This window comes from Methylocaldum gracile (genome assembly GCF_053646815.1).
On sequence record NZ_CM132196.1, the window covers coordinates 2,016,069 to 2,033,038 of the forward strand.

At 59.1% G+C, this 16,970-nt stretch carries 15 protein-coding genes; 5 read left to right on the plus strand and 10 right to left on the minus strand.

Features of this window, described 5'->3' with window-relative positions:
• Positions 1-141 precede the first annotated feature (141 nt).
• The 8 genes from eutC to ACWJJK_RS08815 all read right to left on the minus strand — a co-directional run bounded on the left by eutC (position 142) and on the right by ACWJJK_RS08815 (position 8,139).
• Positions 142-912 carry an ethanolamine ammonia-lyase subunit EutC gene (gene eutC / locus ACWJJK_RS08780; RefSeq protein ID WP_156879982.1) on the minus strand — a complete coding sequence of 257 codons (771 nt, stop codon included), beginning with the start codon at positions 910-912 and terminating at the stop codon, positions 142-144.
• Positions 909-2,306, minus strand: a complete 1,398-nt coding sequence (locus tag ACWJJK_RS08785; protein WP_156879981.1) for an ethanolamine ammonia-lyase subunit EutB — start codon at positions 2,304-2,306, stop codon at positions 909-911. Before ACWJJK_RS08785 ends, eutC begins: the two co-directional genes overlap by 4 nt.
• A 363-nt stretch (positions 2,307-2,669) precedes the next feature.
• Positions 2,670-4,148 carry an aldehyde dehydrogenase family protein gene (locus ACWJJK_RS08790; protein ID WP_454128884.1) on the minus strand — a complete coding sequence of 493 codons (1,479 nt, stop codon included), beginning with the start codon at positions 4,146-4,148 and terminating at the stop codon, positions 2,670-2,672.
• A 543-nt stretch (positions 4,149-4,691) separates the two neighbouring features.
• The gene (locus ACWJJK_RS08795) at positions 4,692-4,985 is read right to left on the minus strand and encodes a hypothetical protein (protein WP_156879979.1); all 294 of its coding nucleotides are present in this window, start codon (positions 4,983-4,985) and stop codon (positions 4,692-4,694) included.
• Positions 4,986-5,124: 139 nt separating this feature from the next.
• The gene (locus ACWJJK_RS08800) at positions 5,125-5,544 is read right to left on the minus strand and encodes a GFA family protein (RefSeq protein WP_156879978.1); all 420 of its coding nucleotides are present in this window, start codon (positions 5,542-5,544) and stop codon (positions 5,125-5,127) included.
• 124 nt (positions 5,545-5,668) lie between these two features.
• A complete protein-coding gene (locus ACWJJK_RS08805; protein WP_156879977.1) occupies positions 5,669-6,154 on the minus strand; it encodes a hypothetical protein in 486 nt (161 codons plus the stop codon).
• 73 nt (positions 6,155-6,227) lie between these two features.
• A complete protein-coding gene (locus tag ACWJJK_RS08810; protein ID WP_077730030.1) occupies positions 6,228-6,875 on the minus strand; it encodes a LysE family translocator in 648 nt (215 codons plus the stop codon).
• A 526-nt stretch (positions 6,876-7,401) separates the two neighbouring features.
• Positions 7,402-8,139, minus strand: coding sequence for a DUF2272 domain-containing protein (locus ACWJJK_RS08815; protein ID WP_156879976.1), 738 nt, complete (start codon positions 8,137-8,139; stop codon positions 7,402-7,404).
• A 165-nt stretch (positions 8,140-8,304) separates the two neighbouring features.
• Here ACWJJK_RS08815 and ACWJJK_RS08820 point away from each other — a divergent pair, with 165 nt between their 5' ends.
• Positions 8,305-8,781, plus strand: a complete 477-nt coding sequence (locus tag ACWJJK_RS08820; RefSeq protein ID WP_077731089.1) for a hypothetical protein — start codon at positions 8,305-8,307, stop codon at positions 8,779-8,781.
• A 26-nt stretch (positions 8,782-8,807) separates the two neighbouring features.
• Entirely contained in the window at positions 8,808-9,449 is a 642-nt protein-coding gene (locus ACWJJK_RS08825; protein ID WP_454128885.1) for a DsbA family protein, read from the plus strand.
• Between the two features lie 290 nt (positions 9,450-9,739).
• On the opposite strand, the gene ACWJJK_RS08830 is transcribed toward ACWJJK_RS08825, so the two are convergent.
• On the minus strand, positions 9,740-9,979 hold the full coding sequence (locus ACWJJK_RS08830) for a hypothetical protein (protein WP_210024197.1): 240 nt from the start codon (positions 9,977-9,979) through the stop codon (positions 9,740-9,742).
• A gap of 109 nt (positions 9,980-10,088) precedes the next feature.
• Between ACWJJK_RS08830 and ACWJJK_RS08835 the strand changes: the two genes are divergently transcribed.
• The 3 genes from ACWJJK_RS08835 to ACWJJK_RS08845 all read left to right on the plus strand — a co-directional run bounded on the left by ACWJJK_RS08835 (position 10,089) and on the right by ACWJJK_RS08845 (position 13,678).
• Positions 10,089-11,054 carry an NAD(P)-dependent alcohol dehydrogenase gene (locus ACWJJK_RS08835; protein WP_454128886.1) on the plus strand — a complete coding sequence of 322 codons (966 nt, stop codon included), beginning with the start codon at positions 10,089-10,091 and terminating at the stop codon, positions 11,052-11,054.
• Positions 11,055-11,134: 80 nt separating this feature from the next.
• Positions 11,135-11,350, plus strand: a complete 216-nt coding sequence (locus ACWJJK_RS08840; RefSeq protein WP_077731086.1) for a hypothetical protein — start codon at positions 11,135-11,137, stop codon at positions 11,348-11,350.
• A 57-nt stretch (positions 11,351-11,407) separates the two neighbouring features.
• Positions 11,408-13,678: an autotransporter domain-containing protein gene (locus ACWJJK_RS08845; protein WP_454128887.1), complete on the plus strand. Its 2,271-nt coding sequence runs from the start codon at positions 11,408-11,410 to the stop codon at positions 13,676-13,678.
• Positions 13,679-13,989: 311 nt separating this feature from the next.
• Here the strand turns inward: ACWJJK_RS08845 and ACWJJK_RS08850 are convergent, their stop codons facing one another.
• Positions 13,990-16,941: a transketolase gene (locus tag ACWJJK_RS08850; protein ID WP_454128888.1), complete on the minus strand. Its 2,952-nt coding sequence runs from the start codon at positions 16,939-16,941 to the stop codon at positions 13,990-13,992.
• Positions 16,942-16,970: the final 29 nt, after the last annotated feature.

The following is a 16,970-nucleotide window of genomic DNA, read 5'->3' on the forward strand; positions in this document are numbered from 1 at the left end:
GGTGGGTTATGCGGAGCCTGTCCTGAGCCCTTCGACGATGCTCAGGACAGGCTTGTCGAAGGGCCTGCCCCGAGCGGAGCCGAGGGGCTAACCCACCCATTAATGCTCACTCGAATGCCGAATGGAATTAGGCTGTCGCCGTCATTTTTTTAGGCCCAGCGGCTCGGGAGACGGCGGTAAAACCGTATCCAGTTCGTCCTTGAGAGCGACCCCGGAAAGCCGGCGGCGCATGGCTTCCTCGGTCAGGTAGAGCAGTTTCGCGGCGGCGGCTTCGTAGCTCAATCCTTCGGGCGGTCGGATATTGGAGATGCAGTTGCGCTGCGCATCGCTGTTGCCGGGCCGCGGTGCATAGGCGAAATAGATGCCTAGACTGTCGGCGGCGCTGAGCCCCGGCCGTTCGCCGACCACAATGACGGCCACGCGCGCGCCGAGGGCGAAGCCGATTTCATCCGACAGGGCCACCCGGCCGTTCTCGACCAGACTGATAGGCCCGACCTGGATGCGCCGTGACCGATATCGACCGATCACCGCCTCCAGCAGGGGCAGACCGTGCCGTTCGACGGCGGTGGAGGACAGCCCGTTGGTGACGATCAATGCCACATCCATACCGCCGCCGTCCATGTCATCCAGCCGCGTGCGGGAATCGGAGTCGAGAACGCGACCCCGATCGGGGCGACGGAGGTATTCGGCGCGACTTCGGATCGGCGTTCGCAAAATCAGACAATCTTCGCCCATTTCGCGCAAGCTTTCGGCGAACCCCTCGATGTCCCAAGGGAAGTGCACGGCATCCCGTGCTTGAGCGTGGGCGCGCTGAAAGTCGAGCAGGGCTTCGGTCGGAACGGCATGGCCCGCGCGTCCCAAGCCTATGCGGGCCTGGGTGAAACGCCTGAGGGCGAACCAGGGATCGGTCATGGGCTGTCCTCCGTCAGTGCGTCCATCGCATTGAGCAGGCGAGGGGGCATGGGACCGAGGCTCAGCGCATTGCGGCCGTCGAAAATGCCCATGCGGTCGAGCCATTCCTCGAATTCCGGGGCGGGCCGGAGCCCCAAAACCTTGCGAAGGTAAAGGGCGTCGTGAAACGAGGTGCTCTGATAGGCCAGCATGACGTCGTCGGCGCCGGGCACGCCCATGATATAGGTACAGCCGGCCACCGCCAGCAGCGTGATCAGATTGTCCATGTCGTTTTGGTCGGCTTCGGCATGGTTGGTGTAACACACGTCGCAGCCCATGGGCAGGCCCAGCAGTTTTCCGCAGAAATGATCCTCGAGACCCGCGCGGATGATCTGTTTCCCATCGTACAGATATTCCGGCCCGATGAAGCCCACCACGGTGTTTATCAACAGCGGCGAAAACGCGCGGGCGACTGCATAGGCCCGCGCCTCGCAGGTCTGCGCATCGATGCCGTGGTGAGCGTCCGCAGACAGGGCGCTGCCTTGGCCCGTCTCGAAATACATCAGATTGTCGCCCAGCGTGCCGCGTTTCAGCGACAGCGCCATTTCGCGCGCCTCGCGCAGGAGGGAAAGATCGATGCCGAAGCTCCGGTTCGCGGCTTCGGTCCCGGCGATGGACTGGAACACCAGGTCCACCGGCGAACCGCGCCGCATCAAGTCCATGGTCGTCGTGACATGGGCGAGCACGCAGGACTGGGTGGGGATGTCGTGCTCGACGATGATCTCGTCCAGCAGGCGGAGCAGGGTGTCGACGTTCTTCGGACTATCTGTCGCGGGATTGATGCCGATAACGGCATCTCCGTTGCCGTAGAGCAGCCCATCCAAAATGCTGGCTGCGATGCCGCGCGGGTCGTCGGTCGGATGGTTCGGCTGCAATCGCGTGGAAAGCCGTCCCGAGAGGCCGATGGTGTTCCGGAACCGCGTGGTGACCGTGCAGCGCTTGGCGACGGCGATCAAATCCTGGTTGCGCATGATCTTAGATACCGCGGCGGCCATTTCCGGCATCAGGCCCGTGCGAATCCTCGCGATGGCTTCGTCGGCGGTGGTGTCGGAAAGAAGCCATTCTCGAAACTCGCCGACCGTCAGCGCCGAGATGGGCGCGAACGCGGCATTATCGTGCGTCTCGAAGATCAACCGGCTGACCTCGTCCTCTTCAGGCGGAATCAGCGGTTCTTCGAGGAAGCGGCACATGGGAACCTCGGCCAATACCCGTTGCGCGACGGCACGCTCCTCCTCCGACTCGGCCGCAATTCCGGCCAGTTCGTCCGCCGAGCGTAGGGGCGACGCCTTCGCCAGCAAAGTCTTCAGATCGGCGAAGGCATAGCCGCGTCCTTGGATGCTTGCGGTGTATTTCATGGCGGTTCCAATTTCCTTCTCGTTTCCATCCTAATCCTTAATGCTGTTAAGACACCTTTGTCGGCAAGGGATTGCCGACCTACCAAGCTTGCACGCACCACGCCGGAGTAGGTCGGGAATCCCTTCCCGACGCCTTCTGCCGCCTCACGTGGCAGACGATTTCGTCGGCACAGGATTGCCGACCTTCAACTGGCTTTCGATAGTTCCGCTGCCTTGCCTGGTGGGTTACGGCGCGCGGAAACATCTTGGGAACTTTCCAGACTCGGTGCGATGCGCGCCTAACCCACCCTACAGCCGCGATAATGTCGTAGGGTGGGCAAAGGCCGATAGGCCGTGCCCACCGGAATTTGCTGGGCGTTGCCTCTACAGCGCCACGGTAACGGTCTTGACCTCGGTATAGTTCTCCAGGGCATAGCTGCCGAGTTCGCGCCCGATGCCGGACATCTTGAACCCGCCGAAAGGAGCGGCCGTGTCGAAGATATCGTAGCAATTGATCCATACCGTTCCCGCCTTCAGTTCGGCCGCCAGGCGATGCGCCTTGCTGATGTCCTTGGTCCACACCGCCGCCGCCAGTCCATACATGGTGCGGTTGCCGTGTCCGATGACCTCGTCCACGTCCTTGAACGGAATCATCGACAGCACCGGCCCGAAGATTTCCTCGCGCGCGATTTTCATGTCCTCGCCGACATCGGCGAAAATCGTGGGCTCTATGAAAAAGCCCCGGCTGCCGACGCGATTGCCGCCGGTCAGAAGCTTGGCGCCTTGCTCCTTGCCGGAGCGGATATAGCCCATGACCTGATCGAACTGATCCTGGCTGACCTGCGGTCCCTGGGTAGTTTTCGGATCGAACGGGTCGCCCACGACCTGCCTGCGGGTCCGTTCGACCAGCTTTTGGGCGAAATCGTCGTAAATGTTCTTTTCCACGAAAAGGCGAGAGCCGGCACAGCAGCACTGGCCCTGATTGAAGAAGAGTCCCTGGAATGCGCCCTCGAGCGCCGCGTCCAGATCGGAATCGGCGAAGACGATGTTCGGGCTTTTCCCGCCGAGTTCCAGCGTGACGCGCTTCAGATTGGAACGGCCGGCGGCCTGCATGATGAGCTTGCCCACTTCGGTCGAGCCGGTGAAAGCCACCTTATCGATGTCCATGTGCTCGGCGACCGCGGCTCCGGCGGTTTCGCCGAATCCCGGCACGATATTGATGACGCCTTCCGGAATGCCGGCTTCGAGAGCCAGTTCGCCCACCCTGAGCGCGGTCAGCGGCGTCTGCTCGGCGGGCTTGAGCACGATGGTGCAGCCGGCCGCGAGAGCCGGGCCCAACTTCCAGGCCTGCATCAGCAGCGGAAAATTCCACGGAATGATTTGCCCCACCACGCCGACCGGTTCGTGACGGGTGTAGGTGAAGAACGGGCCGTTGATCGGAATGGTCTTGCCCTCGATCTTGTCCGCCCAGCCCGCGTAGTAGCGGTAACAATCGATGGTCAGCGGCAGGTCGGCCGATTTGCTTTCGGTGATCGGTTTGCCGTTGTTGAGCGTTTCCAGCGCCGCCAGTTCGTCGAAGTGCTTCTCGATCAGGTCCGCCAGGCGGTACAGGCAACGTCCCCGTTCGCGCGCGTTCATCTTCCGCCAGGGGCCTTCCTCGAACGCCTTGCGGGCGGCGCGAACGGCCTTGTCCACGTCCTCGCGGTCGCCTTCCGCGACGCGGGCTATGACCTCGCCGGTCGCGGGGTTGAGCGTTTCGAAGGTCTTGCCGCTGGCCGAATCGACCCACTTGCCGGCGATCAGCATTTTCGTTTGAGAGATCTTGATCTGGGACGGGTTGATCTGTTTTGGTTCCGCACTCATCTGCATTCCCTCGTCGGTTGAATTGAAACGGGTCCCGGTTCGACCCTGATTCTGACTACAGGTGTGCCGCCGCCTGCCCCCATGGCTTTGACAGACGGCGCCGCTCCAAAAATCCGCGTTATCCGATTCCGGATGGCGCCCGCTTAGATTACACCCCTGGCCGGAAAAATCCTGCATCCGGCCTTTACAAGCGATTTTTTCGACGATCGAAAACCAGGGGCACCGTCGATTTGTTGTAGAACCGTAGGATGCGGTGAGGAACGAACCGCCCTTCGACTACGCTCAGGACAGGCATCGTTCGCGATTGGTGCGGTTCCTGTCGTCACCGCACCCTATGGGCTGGCATCTGTCGCGGCCGCTGGCGACCCAAACCGGGATGACCAATCAAGGGCCAAAAGCGCGGTAGGGCGCAATAGCGTACCCGCGTATTGCGCCGCGTGGCGGCCAAATCCATCCGGCGGAATACGGGAGTACCCTATTCCGCCCTACGCGAGCTCAATGCGGGTGTTAGGCATTTTGCCATTCAAACTGGCAGCCAAGCGGCTAATCATCTTCATGCGCTTCCAACTCCGGCGCGCCGTATATCGTAATTTCGTATTTTTCTTTTAAGGCGTCGATGACTTTTTTGACATGCGGGCCGGGCTTAGGCGACTTTACCTGATGTTTCATGGACGAAAACGTATCCAACGCGACCTTCTCACCTCCGTCCGTGATCCATATCCAAGAATCTCCTTGGAGGCCTGACTCAATGTCAGCGAACCTCGTGCGGACAAACGCAAGCAGCTCATCGTGAAAGTCTTCATAGCGATCAGGATATCTTAGCTCGGCAAAGATCATGTTCAGCCTCTCGCTAGCCCCCCTAATTGAATTGGCTGCCTAACGCCAGCGGTAAGCGGATCGCTGGAGCGGAGTACATTTTGTGCTATTCAGAGCACAAAATGTACTCCGCGGAAGTGGGTCCGCTTGACCGCTATTGTTAGGCATTTTTCTTAAATTCCTGTGTATCTGATTTTGGCCAGCTTTCAGGAAAATTAACCCAATCATGTTTCGATCTATTCCATGCTGCCGCAACTGGCTCTGGGAACTTCGGATCTTCAAAACACCCAACAGCCACACCAACTGCGTTTGGCATGAACTCAGCTTCCCAATGAACGGTAGAACCGCAATTAGGGCAAAACGAACGGTAGAGTTTTCTCCCGTCATCGCTCGTATCAACGAACAACTTAGGATCGCCTTGTTTTGATACTATTTGGTCGTTACCAAAGTACGCCCCAACTCCAAATACCGAGCCCGTTCGTTTTTGACAGTTTAAACAACTGCACGTAATCACCATCTTTGGGTCACCTGCAAGCTCTATTTGTACTTTCCCACACGAACATTTTGCTTTTCTGTTCATTATTGCCTCTTACATATAATTTCTTGACGGAACGAGTAATGCCTAACGTAGAGCTAACCGGGCGCGGCACGGTTAGCTGAAAAAACAGAACCGCACTATAACCGCGCTCCGGTTGAGCGCCATGTTATGTGTGCCCCTTTTCACTGAGATACATCTTTAATGCACGCTCAATACCAGCTTGAATCTGCTCCGTTGATCTGCCAGACCTAACTTGTTGGTCTATGACTAGCTGGTGGACATTGTTGGCGGTCTTTTCAAACATTGGCCAAATTGCTTCCAAACGTTGTGTTGCTTCGTGAAGGAGCGAGGAACTAAGGGCGACAGCTCCATATTCACGAAAGAAATGGTGTGTTACCCAGTTTCTCTTTTGTAGTGCATCTTCGAGTTCCATTGTGAGCTCTGTTGAAAGTTGAAGATCTTTGGCGGCATCGCGTACCAACTTACCAAGGGTTTGGTTGTATCGTGTATCCATCAACTTGCGTACTGCTTCCGGTTCCAACGCTGATGTAGCAGCAAATAACGAGACTAGCGAATGCTCAAGTGATTGAGCCTGAAAGGAAGCCATACCCAAAGCTATCGCAAATCGTGTGTATTCCTGCTCGTCGCTCATTGCTGCTTACACATAACGTAAAGTTGAGTGGCGCGCCGCGTTTGGCGCGTCCCTCTCGAACGCCGTGTTGGGCCTATTTGGCACTGCGAGACCCCGCCAGCGCGGTGAAAACGCCGAGGCCAATAAACGCCCCACCCCCAAGCCAACAACCGATACGACGGGCGCCACGAGCGCGCGTCAATGCGGGTGCGACTGCACCGGCCGCTAAGGCATAGGTGCTGTCCGTGACTGCGGCAATTGCAACGAAGATCGAACCGAGCGCCATAGTTTGAAACATCGGCGATGCCTCCGGGCTCAAGAACTGGGGCAGGAACGCAGCGAAGAAAACCGTGGTCTTTGGGTTAAACAGCGCTACAACGAAGCCATCGCGGAAGATGTGGCCAACTGGTGCTGCCTGAGGCACGGAGGTTGAAACCTCGGCTTGTGACTCACGCAACATTTGCACACCAAGATAAACAAGGTAGAAGGCCCCTGCGTACTTGACGACTGTGAAGGCGGCTGAGGAAACAGCAAACAAAGCTGCAAGACCGACAGATGCAGCAAATACATTGCCAAGGTTACCAAAAGCGACAGCAGCGACTGAAACCAGCCCCGAACGGCGGCCTTGGACGAGGCTCCGAGTAACGATGTAGAACACGCCCGGGCCTGGCGTAACTGCGAGCACAACGCTCGCAAGCAAGAATGCGGAAAACAGTGACCAGGATGAAAACAAAGTAGTCATGGTCACTTTCCTTGACAGGCCCAACTAAAAGTCGACCTCAAAAATAAAATCGAATCCAAAATTCACCAATATCCAACGTTTTTCTTTGCGTCATTCCTGAAATCTAATCCGGCCCGAGTAGGGCAGAATCGAGTACTTCATTATTCTGCCGTATGGAAACAATCCATTCGGCATAGCGCGTTAAGAGCTATGCGTCCGGCGCGAAGGGGTATGAATTCAAGAACATTAAAGAATGCCCGCCAAAGGTAGCGCTCATTTATCCCCGTGTGTTCCGTAGTCGGAATCTCCGTGCAAGTTGAGCCGGAAGTAAAACGAGCGCGTTTTTCGACCTGAGGGACGTCTTGACTCATGAGGCGGAGATACTTGAACGATAAGGCAGGAGCGTTGACTGAGTTACGGATGAATAACCCTAGCACAACCGACCGTTTTTGCCGTTCTTATCAACCTGGAAGCGCCGTCGGACGCGCCGGGATGCGCACCGTACCGATCCGCATGTAAAGAAAGGAACATCTGCGTTATCCGTCATTTACAAGCGATTTTCGATCACCACAAACCAGGGTCTTCGAGCGATCGGTTGCAGATGGCCTTTCTTGTCGAGTTTCAAAATGTTCTTGGAAACGGAGTTTCTGACGTTTCCGCCGATGGCTTCCAGGGTCCGACCGTGTTTTTCGACGACGATGTCGCAGTGGAGTTTGGTGTGCTCTATGGTTTCGAGGAAAGGGGATTGTACGAACGGAGGAGTGATCGAGGACCCGCGGCTTGCGCAGATCAGATCGCCGGGACGCGGCGCGTAGTCGTGTATGCGTCTGGGCACGAAAACGGCGTTCGGCGACTCGGCGTTGCGAATAATCCGTGAAAGGTACATCCAGTGGGCTTCCGAAGGCGGAAACCGCTCTTTCGGAACGCCCGCAGTGGCCATGACCCAGCTGACGAAAGCCGCCGACCACGGTTGTTCGCAATTTCGGCCGGTACGTTCCGGCATGCCGACCGCTCGCCAATACTGGTTGATTCGTTGAGCGTAGGGGGATTCGTCCTCCCAGAACCCGACCAGCGGGATGCTTTCCTTGTCGCCGTCGTAAATGACCGATTGCCGACCGAAGTAGAACCATTCGCTGATGGCTAGCGCGAGAATTCGGTCTTTTGTGGGCGGAAGTTCGATGCCGGTGCTTAAGCGAGGGCTGATTTCAGCGTCGTGCGCCTGCTTTTTGGGCAGCCATCCGCAGGCCGATAAAGCGAGAAAAATAAGAACCAGTACGATTTTCATGGTTGCCGATCTTGGGCGATTTTCGGTAGGCTGGCGTACCGGGAACACGCTGCTCGTTTCGGGTTACGCCGACGATTTCACGGCAGGCCGTTATGAGTCCGTGTGGGCAGCTACGGGGCGGCAGCCGTTCCCGGCAAAGACTCTCATTCTCACGGATACGTACCAATGATTCACCATATTTCTATCGCCGCCAGGCACCCCGAGCACGCAGCGGCGGTTCTTGCGGAGTTGCTGGGGGGACGGTCATTTCCATTTCCCGTATTCTCCGGCAGCTACATTGCACTGACCGATGATCCGCACCGTACGGCGATCGAGGTTTATCCGCTCGGCACGGAGCTCAAGCCCGGCCTGGAGCACGAAGAGGTAAGCTCAATGAATAACGAGGCATCCTCGCCGTTCACCGCCACCCACGCCGCCGTCTCGGTCGATCTCACCGAACAACAGATCAAGAGCATCGCCGCCCGCGAGAGCTGGCGCGCCGTGACGTGCAACAGAGGGGGGCTTTTCGATGTCGTCGAATTGTGGGTGGAGAACCGCGTTCTGATCGAATTGCTCACTCCGGAAATGGCAAAAGCTTATCTGAATTCGATGTCTTCAAGACAATGGGCGGACTTTTTGAAGCAGAATGCGGGCACGGATTAGCCGGTGAGTTCATCCGGTGAAAGGCAGTGTTACACAATCGACCTAAAGCCGCCGGTCCGGCGCTGCTCTATTTTCACGATCCTATGTGCAGCTGGTGCTGGGCGTTTCGACCTGTATGGCAGAGTGTACGGACCCGGTTGCCGGATGCCGTGGAGATCGAACAGTTTCTGGGCGGTCTGGCGCCGGACAGCGCGGTGCCCATGCCGGCCGAGATGCGCGAAAACATTCAGGACATTTGGCGAACGATAGAACGTTCGGTGCCGGGCACCCGGTTCAATTTCGATTTCTGGACGAAATGCGTTCCAAGGCGTTCCACCTACCCGGCCTGCCGCGCCGTGATCGCCGCGCGCCGGCAGGGCGCCGGCTTCGAGGACGCCATGATCTTCGCGATTCAACAGGCCTATTACCTGCAAGCGCGAAATCCGTCGAACGACTCGACTTTGATCGAGCTGGCGGAAGAGATCGGTTTGGACAGAGGCCGCTTCGCGGCGGATCTCCGGCATCCCGACACACACGTGGAATTGCTCGAAGAAATCCGCTGGACGCGAGAGCTCGGGGTCCGCAGTTTTCCGACCTTGCTCCTGTCTCATGACGAAGGATACTCGGAAATGCCCGTGGATTACGGCGACGCAAATCGGATTTTGTCGGCTATTGCCGCCCATTTATAGTGCCGCCACATCCAAGTGATGTGAGCGTTTGTGGGAGCGAGCCTTTCGACATCGCTCAAGACAGGCTTTAGAGCGTTTTTCACCAGGGTTTAGCGATGTGGATCGGGAAATGGTAGCCGCTTTCTCGACCGTTGTGTCGGGAAAGGATTCCCGACCTACAAACTATCGCCGCGCGTTTATAGTGCCGCCACGCTCAAGTAGCGCGATTAATAGTAGGTCGGCAATCCCTTGCCGACAAACCCGCTTAGCAAGTTGTTAACGTCGGGAAGGGATTCCCGACCTACAACACTCTAACCGCGCCGAAGCCGTTGTCGCACATCGTTTTCCAAGTGCCGCCATTGCCCGCCGTTCAGCCATTTCTCGCACCAGTACGCCAATTGCGCCGGGTTGGAGCTCATGATCTTGTACTCCTGTTTGGCCTGATCCGGTCCTTCCGTCGGCCACCACGAAAGCGTGTCGAATTGCTGCTGAATATGGGCCTTGGCCGCTTCGAACGTGTCCGCATCGATTTGCAGGTGTCGTGTCGTCACAATGGATCTCCCGTAAAGTCAGTCATGAAATCGCGGTTTCAACCATTTTGACGCTCCATCTTGAATAAAATCGTTTTTCGCATTCACTCATCGAACAAAGGAGATGTCCATGAAAGCCATGCAATACACGGGCTACGGCGATCCGTCGAAAATTCATCCGGCCGAAGTGCCCGCGCCGAAACCGTCGTCCGACCAACTGCTCGTCAAAGTGGCCGCGAGTTCCGTCAATCCGATCGACTGGAAGCTGCATAACGGCAGTTTACGCTTTATCGTTCCGGTCCGGTTTCCGTCCATACCCGGCATGGACCTCGCCGGCGAAGTCGTGGAGATCGGCGCGAAGGTCACGCGTTTTCGGCCCGGCGACCGGGTGATGGCGTGTTTGCGCTCACGGGGTTTCGGAACGGCAGCCGAGTTCGCCGCGGTGGATGAACGCTTGGCAGCCTTGGCGCCGAAGACGATGAACGACCATGAAGCCGCGGCCTTGCCCTTGGCCGGACTGACCGCTCTCCAGGCTCTGCGCGATCTCGGCCGCCTGAAGGAGGGCGGCAGGGTGTTGATCGTTGGCGCTTCCGGCGGTGTCGGGCATTACGCCGTACAGATCGCCAAGGCGCTCGGAGCGGATGTTTCCGCGGTATGCAGCGGCGCCAACGCGCCCTGGGTACGTGAGTTCGGGGCGGACGAGATCATCGACTATACTCAGACGACCGAGTTCGGTCCCTTGGCCTCTTTCGATCTGATTTTCGATACCGTGGTTTCGGAGCCTTTCGGGCGTTATCAGGGTTTACTGAAACCGGACGGCATCTATGTATCCACTCTGCCCGCGATCGGTCTGATGGTTCGCTCAGTGTTGTTCCGGCTTTTTTCGAAGAAGAGGATCAAGACCGTCATGCTCAAGTCTAACGGGGAAGATTTGGCGTTCTTGAGCACACTGGCGGAACAGGGGCAGTTGCGTTCCGTCATCGACAGTGTGTTCCCGCTGTCCCAGTTGGATCTTGCGCATCGTCGGAGCCAATCGGGACATACACGGGGCAAGATCGTCATCGACATACTCGGCGCATCCGCGGGATCGACCTGACACCTTCAACATCCGGGGATCGGTCCGCCGGGAATTATCGGAAAGACCCTATTCACTTCAATCGTTTTGGCTACAGATCTATGCGCATCGATTCATACGGCAACATGGAATTAACGGCGGAAGAAAACCAAGACCTCATGGATCGGCTGGACATACCCGAGAGCGATTACGACGATCCGCCCGTCGAAATCGAGTGTGTCGGAATAGAGAACGAGGTCGCCACGTTCAAGGCCACGAACACGAAAACGGGAAAGTCGGTTCAGATGGTATTCGACTTGATGGACGAGGAAGATTAGGTTTTTCGTCGCGTATAAGTCGGCCGAAACCGATATGAATCTGTAGCCGCCGGGCTGATGTCGAACTTCCTTCGCGGAACGCCCGGCGTTTGCCGCTTTTGCGGTATCGCAGCCGCGCTATGGCTTGCGTTGGGCCAAACGGCGGCTTATGCCGACTTCGTTCCTTTCGCCGATCAGATCGCGACTAACTTCTATTCCCTGCAATTGCGGGGCATTTCTTTCGAATCGGAAGGACAGCTTGCCGAGGTTTACGTGGCCGAGGGGACCATGGATCCCGCCTCTTTCGGTCACATCCGGATCACCGATTTAAGCGCCAACTCGATTCTTTTCGAGCAAACCTACGGAGATCTGGGGGGCATTTGCTGCAGTCCGCAGATCCGGGGCAGCTTTGCTCAGCAGCTCGTATTGCCCTATGCCACACCGCTCCAGATCGACATGAACGGCCAGGAGTTCAGCGGGATGTCGGTCCTCTACGGCAATACGGTGGTTGCATCGGGAAGAACATTTGACAATCAGTTCCCTTCCTTTTCGACAAGCTTGACGATTAATACCAACGTGCCGCCGACGGCAACCGACGATAGCGTCGCCATCCCGCGCGACCAGGCGACGGCGATCGGGGTGCTGAACAACGACGGCGGAGCACAGCTCCAGCTCGCCGGCGTTTCGGCGCCGGCCCACGGCACCGCTGTTCCGAGTGGCTCGTCGGTGATCTATACCCCCGACGCGGGATACGTGGGTATGGATTCGTTCGTCTATACCGTCACCAACCCGGCCGGAAGCGCCAATGCAACCGTGAGCATCACGGTCAATCCACGCCTGCCGACCGCCGCCAGTCACAAAACCAGCACCACGACCGGGCAGCCGGTAACCGTCACGGTAGTGGACAGCAATCCCGATCAGATCGTCGTGACCTCGGTGTCCCAGCCGGCCAACGGCACCGCGACGGTGAGCGGAACCACCCAGGTCGTATATACGCCGAGAGCGGATTTCGTGGGGGAGGACCGCTTCACTTACACCGTCGCCAACTCGATCGGCGAGAGTACCGGCACGGTGACCGTGGTGGTCGGGGCCACTCTGAACACGGCCGGGGACCTGGTGCAGCAGGAATCCTTGGCCGGTACGCTTCAGACCATCGTCAGCACCAACAGCGCCTCCGAAGCCTTGCAGGAGCGCATTCGAGGGCTCACCGAATTGCTGAATCGACCCGGCGGGCTGGAACGGGTGGCGGAAGCCCTCAGCAGCATCAGTCCGGAAGAAACCGCCGCGCAGGCCCTCGGCGGCGGGCGGATCTCGCAGATTCAGGTCGGCAACGTCAACCAGCGGCTGGTGGAACTGAGAGCCGGAAGTTCGGGTTTCAGCGTGAACGGATTGACCCTGAATCTCGACGGGCAGACGCTGCCGGGCAACCTGCTGGCAGCTATGCTTCCGTTCGGCAGCTCCGGCGGAGCCAGCGGAGACGAGGACAGCGGATTCAGCAGGCTGGGCGTCTTCGTGAACGGCCAGTTCGAGTCGGGGGACCGAAACACCACGCGCTTGCAGCGGGGATTCAATTCCAAGGTTTACGGCTTCACGGCGGGCGTCGATTATTGGTTCACCCGGCAGTTCCTGATGGGCGTGTCCGCGGGTTACGGCTATACCGAATCGAATACCGTCCGAAACGGAGGCGATCTCGAAATCGACGGCACGACGTTTTCCCTGTTCGGCAGCTATCAGCTCACCGACCGCTGGTATCTGGACCTGGTGGCCAACGGTACCTACAACCAGTACAGTTCGACCCGGAACATCGCCTATATCGACGCGTTCGGGCCGGTGCGAATGACCGCCAAGAGCGACACGGAAGGCTGGCAGCAGCGCTACAGCGTCAACAGCGGCTACGATTTTCCTCTTGGCGCGTGGACACTGGGTTTGCGCGGGCGCACGGAATACGGACGGACCACCATCGACGGCTATACGGAGCGGGGCGCGGACCCGCTCAATCTGGCGATCGACGCGCAGACGGTGGATTCGGTAACCACGGCCTTGGGCGGAATCGTGTCTTATACCGCCGGCACGGCCGTCGGTGTGTTCGTATCGCAGCTCGGTGTGGAATGGGAGCACGAATTCGCGAAAGACAGCCGTCTGATCGGCGCCCGTTTCGCCGACGACGCCGGCGGGCATCGATTCACCGTGAGCACCGACAGTCCGGACCGGGACTATGTCAATCTCAGAACCTCCGTTTCGGCGGTGCTCCCACACGGCGGATCGGCATTCGTCCAGTACGAGACCCTGGTCGACAACCGCTTCGAAACACGCCATTCCGTCAATGCCGGCGTGCGGTTGGAGTTTTAGAGCATTTTCCGGTTGGGTGCGGAGGATGCGTCGGCAAGGGATTGCCGACCTACGCATCGGTGCCGCCAAGTAGGTCGGGAATCCTTTCCCGACACAGCCCATGGTAGGGCGGGTTAGGTGCGCACCATACCTTCGGCGCGTAACCACACGAGTCATGCGCGCACCGTAACCCGCCGAAGGACGGCGTGGCGGGTAACGGCGCGCGCAAAGCGTAGTGATCGATAGCTAGCTTGTGTTGGAGTGCGCCTAACCCGCCCCACGAAATCCGGTTTCGGTAAGCCGTCGAAACGGGCGGGGCTCGGTTCGTTAACCTATTCAAACTCCAAAATCTTTTCTTCGATCGCTCGCCGGGAGATGCCGTGCCGATCCAGCAGTTCTTCCATCGTTCCCGATCGGGGCTCTTTGCTTACGGCGAGACGATGTACGGGTACCGTGGAATTCAAGGCCGCCGCGACCGCATCGCCGAGTCCCCCGTCGCGCCAGTGGTCCTCGACCACCACGACGCCTTGTGTTTCCCGCGCCGCCTGCTCCAGGGTCGCCACGTCCAGCGGCTTGACCGAATAGGCATCGATGACGCGCACCGATATTCCTCGCTGCTTCAGGCTGTCATGGGCTGCGAGCGCCTCGTGCACGGTGATGCCGGCCGCGACGACCGTGAATCGGTCGTCCCCGCCGGAGCGCAGGGCCTTGCTGCCGCCGATCGGAAAATCTTCATCTTCGGAATAGATGACCGGGGTTGAAGGGCGCGTGGTGCGGAGATAGACGATGCCCGGCGTCTTCACCGCCAGTTCGGTCAGGCGTTCGGCGCTGACGGCGTCGCACGGGTACAGCACGGTGCTGCCGGCCAGGGCGCGGAACATGGCCAGATCCTCCAGCCCCATCTGCGAAGGGCCGTCCTCGCCTATGGACACGCCGGCATGGCTGCCGCAGAACACGAGATGCGGCGGACGGCTGTGGCCCGCCATGCGGATGAAGTCGTAAGCACGCGAGAGAAAACAGGCGAAGCTGGCGGCGACCGGAATCTTGCCGGAAACGGCCAGGCCGAGCGCGGTTCCGACCAGGTTCTGCTCGGCGATATAGCTTTGGAAGAAGCGTTTCGGATAGCTTCGGGCGAAAAATTCGGTGTACGTCGAGTTGCTCACGTCGCCGTCGAGCACCACGATTTCCGGCATGAGTCCCCCGAGCTTCTTGAGCGCATTCCCGAATCCCTTGCGCGTGGCGACTTTTTCGCCCGGCTGGTAGCCGATCTCGAGGGGCGGCGCCGGTTCGGGGTCGGAGCGCCGGATCTGGCCGACCCGCCGCGATTCCACCGTCATGTGCACGCCCGTATCGCCCAGTTCCTTGAGCGCCCTGTCCATCTCCTCCCGGCTCAGGGCCTTGCCATGCCAGCCGTGAGCGCCTTCCAGAAAGGGAACGCCGTGGCCTTTTTCAGTTCGGGCGATGATCGCCGTCGGGCCGCCTTTTCGGGCCCGATACAAGGCGTCGAGAATGGCTTCCATGTCATGCCCGTCGATTTCGATGGTCGACCATCCGAAGGACTGAAAGCGGCGTGCGAATACCTCTGTGCGGTGGCCGTAAGGCGTGGGTCCGGTCTGGCCCAGGCCGTTGACGTCGACGATCGCGACCAGCCCCGACAGCTTGTTGAGAGACGCGAACTGCGCCGCTTCCCACACCGAGCCCTCGGAGCACTCGCCGTCCCCCACGAGGCAGAAGACCCGGCTGGCGATGCCGTCCAGGCGGTTGGCCAGCGCGATCCCGTTGGCGGCGGCCAGCCCCTGACCCAGCGAGCCGGTCGCCACTTTGACCCAGGGATTGGTCGGCGTCGGATGGCCCTCGAAGGTGCTGTCGATTTTGCGCAGCGAACCCAAGTCCTCGTGACTCGCGCCGGACTCGTGGAGCGCGGCCCATAAGATCGGGGCCGCATGGCCCTTGGATAAGATGAAGGAGTCCACGTTGCGGGCGCTCGGGTCGCTCGGGTCCCAGCGCATTTCGTGAAAGAAGAGGGCGGCGACGATATCGGCGCAGGACAGGCTCGAGGTCGGATGGCCCGATCCCGCTTCGGTCGTCATCATGACGACGTCGCGGCGGAGTTGGCGCGCCATTTTCTGCAGGAGGGCGATGCCGCGGCGATTCGAGTATTTCTGGCACTTGTCCGCCAGGCTGTTCATCAGGGCGTCGTACGGTTCGATGAATTTCTGTACGCCCTCGTTTTCGAGCTGGGCGGTAACCAGGCCGAAATCGATTCCGAGCTTCGAAAGCCCCTTCATCACTCCTCGCGCCTCGTCCGAGTCTTCCTCGATCGTGTCGCGCACCGTGCCGTGATCGGCGAACGCGTCGATGGTCGTTTCCGGCATGGTGTTGACCGTGTGGGGCCCGATCAGCGGTTCCACGTACATGACATCCGAGTAGTCCGGATTTTTCGTGCTGGTGCTGGCCCATAGCATGCGCTGCATGCGCGCGCCCTTGTTTTCCAGAGCTTTCCATCGATCGCTCGCGATGATTCGCTTGAAGCTACGGTAAGCCAGCTTGGCGTTGGCGATCGCCGTCTTTCCCAGCAGCGTTTTCGGGTCCGGCTCGAGGTCGCGGGCAATCTCCGGGGAGATTCGCTGACTCAGGAGCTGATCCGCTAATACATCGATCCGGCTCAGAAAAAAGCTGGCCACGGAGGCGATGTTTTCCAGCGGGAGACCGGCCTCGGTCCTCCGTTCGAGCGCTCGGAGATAGGCCTCGGCGACGGCTTGGTAACGCTCGACGGAAAAGAGGAGGGTGATGTTGACGTTGATGCCCTCGAACAGAAGCTGCTCGATTGCGGGCAGGCCGGCGAGGGTGCCCGGAATCTTGATGAACAGATTGGGCCGATCGACGATGCGGGACAAATGCCGCGCCTGTTCGATCGAGGCCTCGGGGTAATGGGCGATGTGCGGAGACACTTCGAGGCTGACGTAGCCGTCCAGTCCGGAGGTTTCGTCGTAAACGGGACGCAGGATGTCGCAGGCGTTTCGAATGTCGGTGGTCACCAGCGCTTCGTAGATCTCGCGCACGTCGGGGCATGGACGGCCGCCGCAGGTGAGGCTTTCGATTTGCTCATCGTAATCCTTGGTTCCGGCGATGGCTTTCTGGAAGGTCTGCGGATTGGAAGTCACTCCGCGCAGGCCTTCGCGGCGGACGCGGCATTCGAGTTCGCCGCTGGTGATCATGCGCCGCGTGAGATTGTCGATCCAATAGCTTTGGCCGTGCTCGACCAATTTTAGTAGCGCGTTCATTGTGTCTTCCGTCCTATAAGGATAACGGC

Excerpts from the sequence above, each read along its gene's own strand:
- ACWJJK_RS08810 (WP_077730030.1), bottom strand. The coding sequence starts at position 6,875 with ATGACTACTTTGTTTTCATCCTGGTCACTGTTTTCCGCATTCTTGCTT.
- ACWJJK_RS08835 (WP_454128886.1), top strand. The coding sequence starts at position 10,089 with ATGAAAGCCATGCAATACACGGGCTACGGCGATCCGTCGAAAATTCAT.
- ACWJJK_RS08805 (WP_156879977.1), bottom strand. The coding sequence starts at position 6,154 with ATGAGCGACGAGCAGGAATACACACGATTTGCGATAGCTTTGGGTATG.
- ACWJJK_RS08795 (WP_156879979.1), bottom strand. The coding sequence starts at position 4,985 with ATGATCTTTGCCGAGCTAAGATATCCTGATCGCTATGAAGACTTTCAC.
- ACWJJK_RS08815 (WP_156879976.1), bottom strand. The coding sequence starts at position 8,139 with ATGAAAATCGTACTGGTTCTTATTTTTCTCGCTTTATCGGCCTGCGGA.
- ACWJJK_RS08840 (WP_077731086.1), top strand. The coding sequence starts at position 11,135 with ATGCGCATCGATTCATACGGCAACATGGAATTAACGGCGGAAGAAAAC.
- eutC (WP_156879982.1), bottom strand. The coding sequence starts at position 912 with ATGACCGATCCCTGGTTCGCCCTCAGGCGTTTCACCCAGGCCCGCATA.
- ACWJJK_RS08820 (WP_077731089.1), top strand. The coding sequence starts at position 8,305 with ATGATTCACCATATTTCTATCGCCGCCAGGCACCCCGAGCACGCAGCG.
- ACWJJK_RS08800 (WP_156879978.1), bottom strand. The coding sequence starts at position 5,544 with ATGAACAGAAAAGCAAAATGTTCGTGTGGGAAAGTACAAATAGAGCTT.
- ACWJJK_RS08790 (WP_454128884.1), bottom strand. The coding sequence starts at position 4,148 with ATGAGTGCGGAACCAAAACAGATCAACCCGTCCCAGATCAAGATCTCT.
- ACWJJK_RS08785 (WP_156879981.1), bottom strand. The coding sequence starts at position 2,306 with ATGAAATACACCGCAAGCATCCAAGGACGCGGCTATGCCTTCGCCGAT.
- ACWJJK_RS08845 (WP_454128887.1), top strand. The coding sequence starts at position 11,408 with ATGTCGAACTTCCTTCGCGGAACGCCCGGCGTTTGCCGCTTTTGCGGT.
- ACWJJK_RS08850 (WP_454128888.1), bottom strand. The coding sequence starts at position 16,941 with ATGAACGCGCTACTAAAATTGGTCGAGCACGGCCAAAGCTATTGGATC.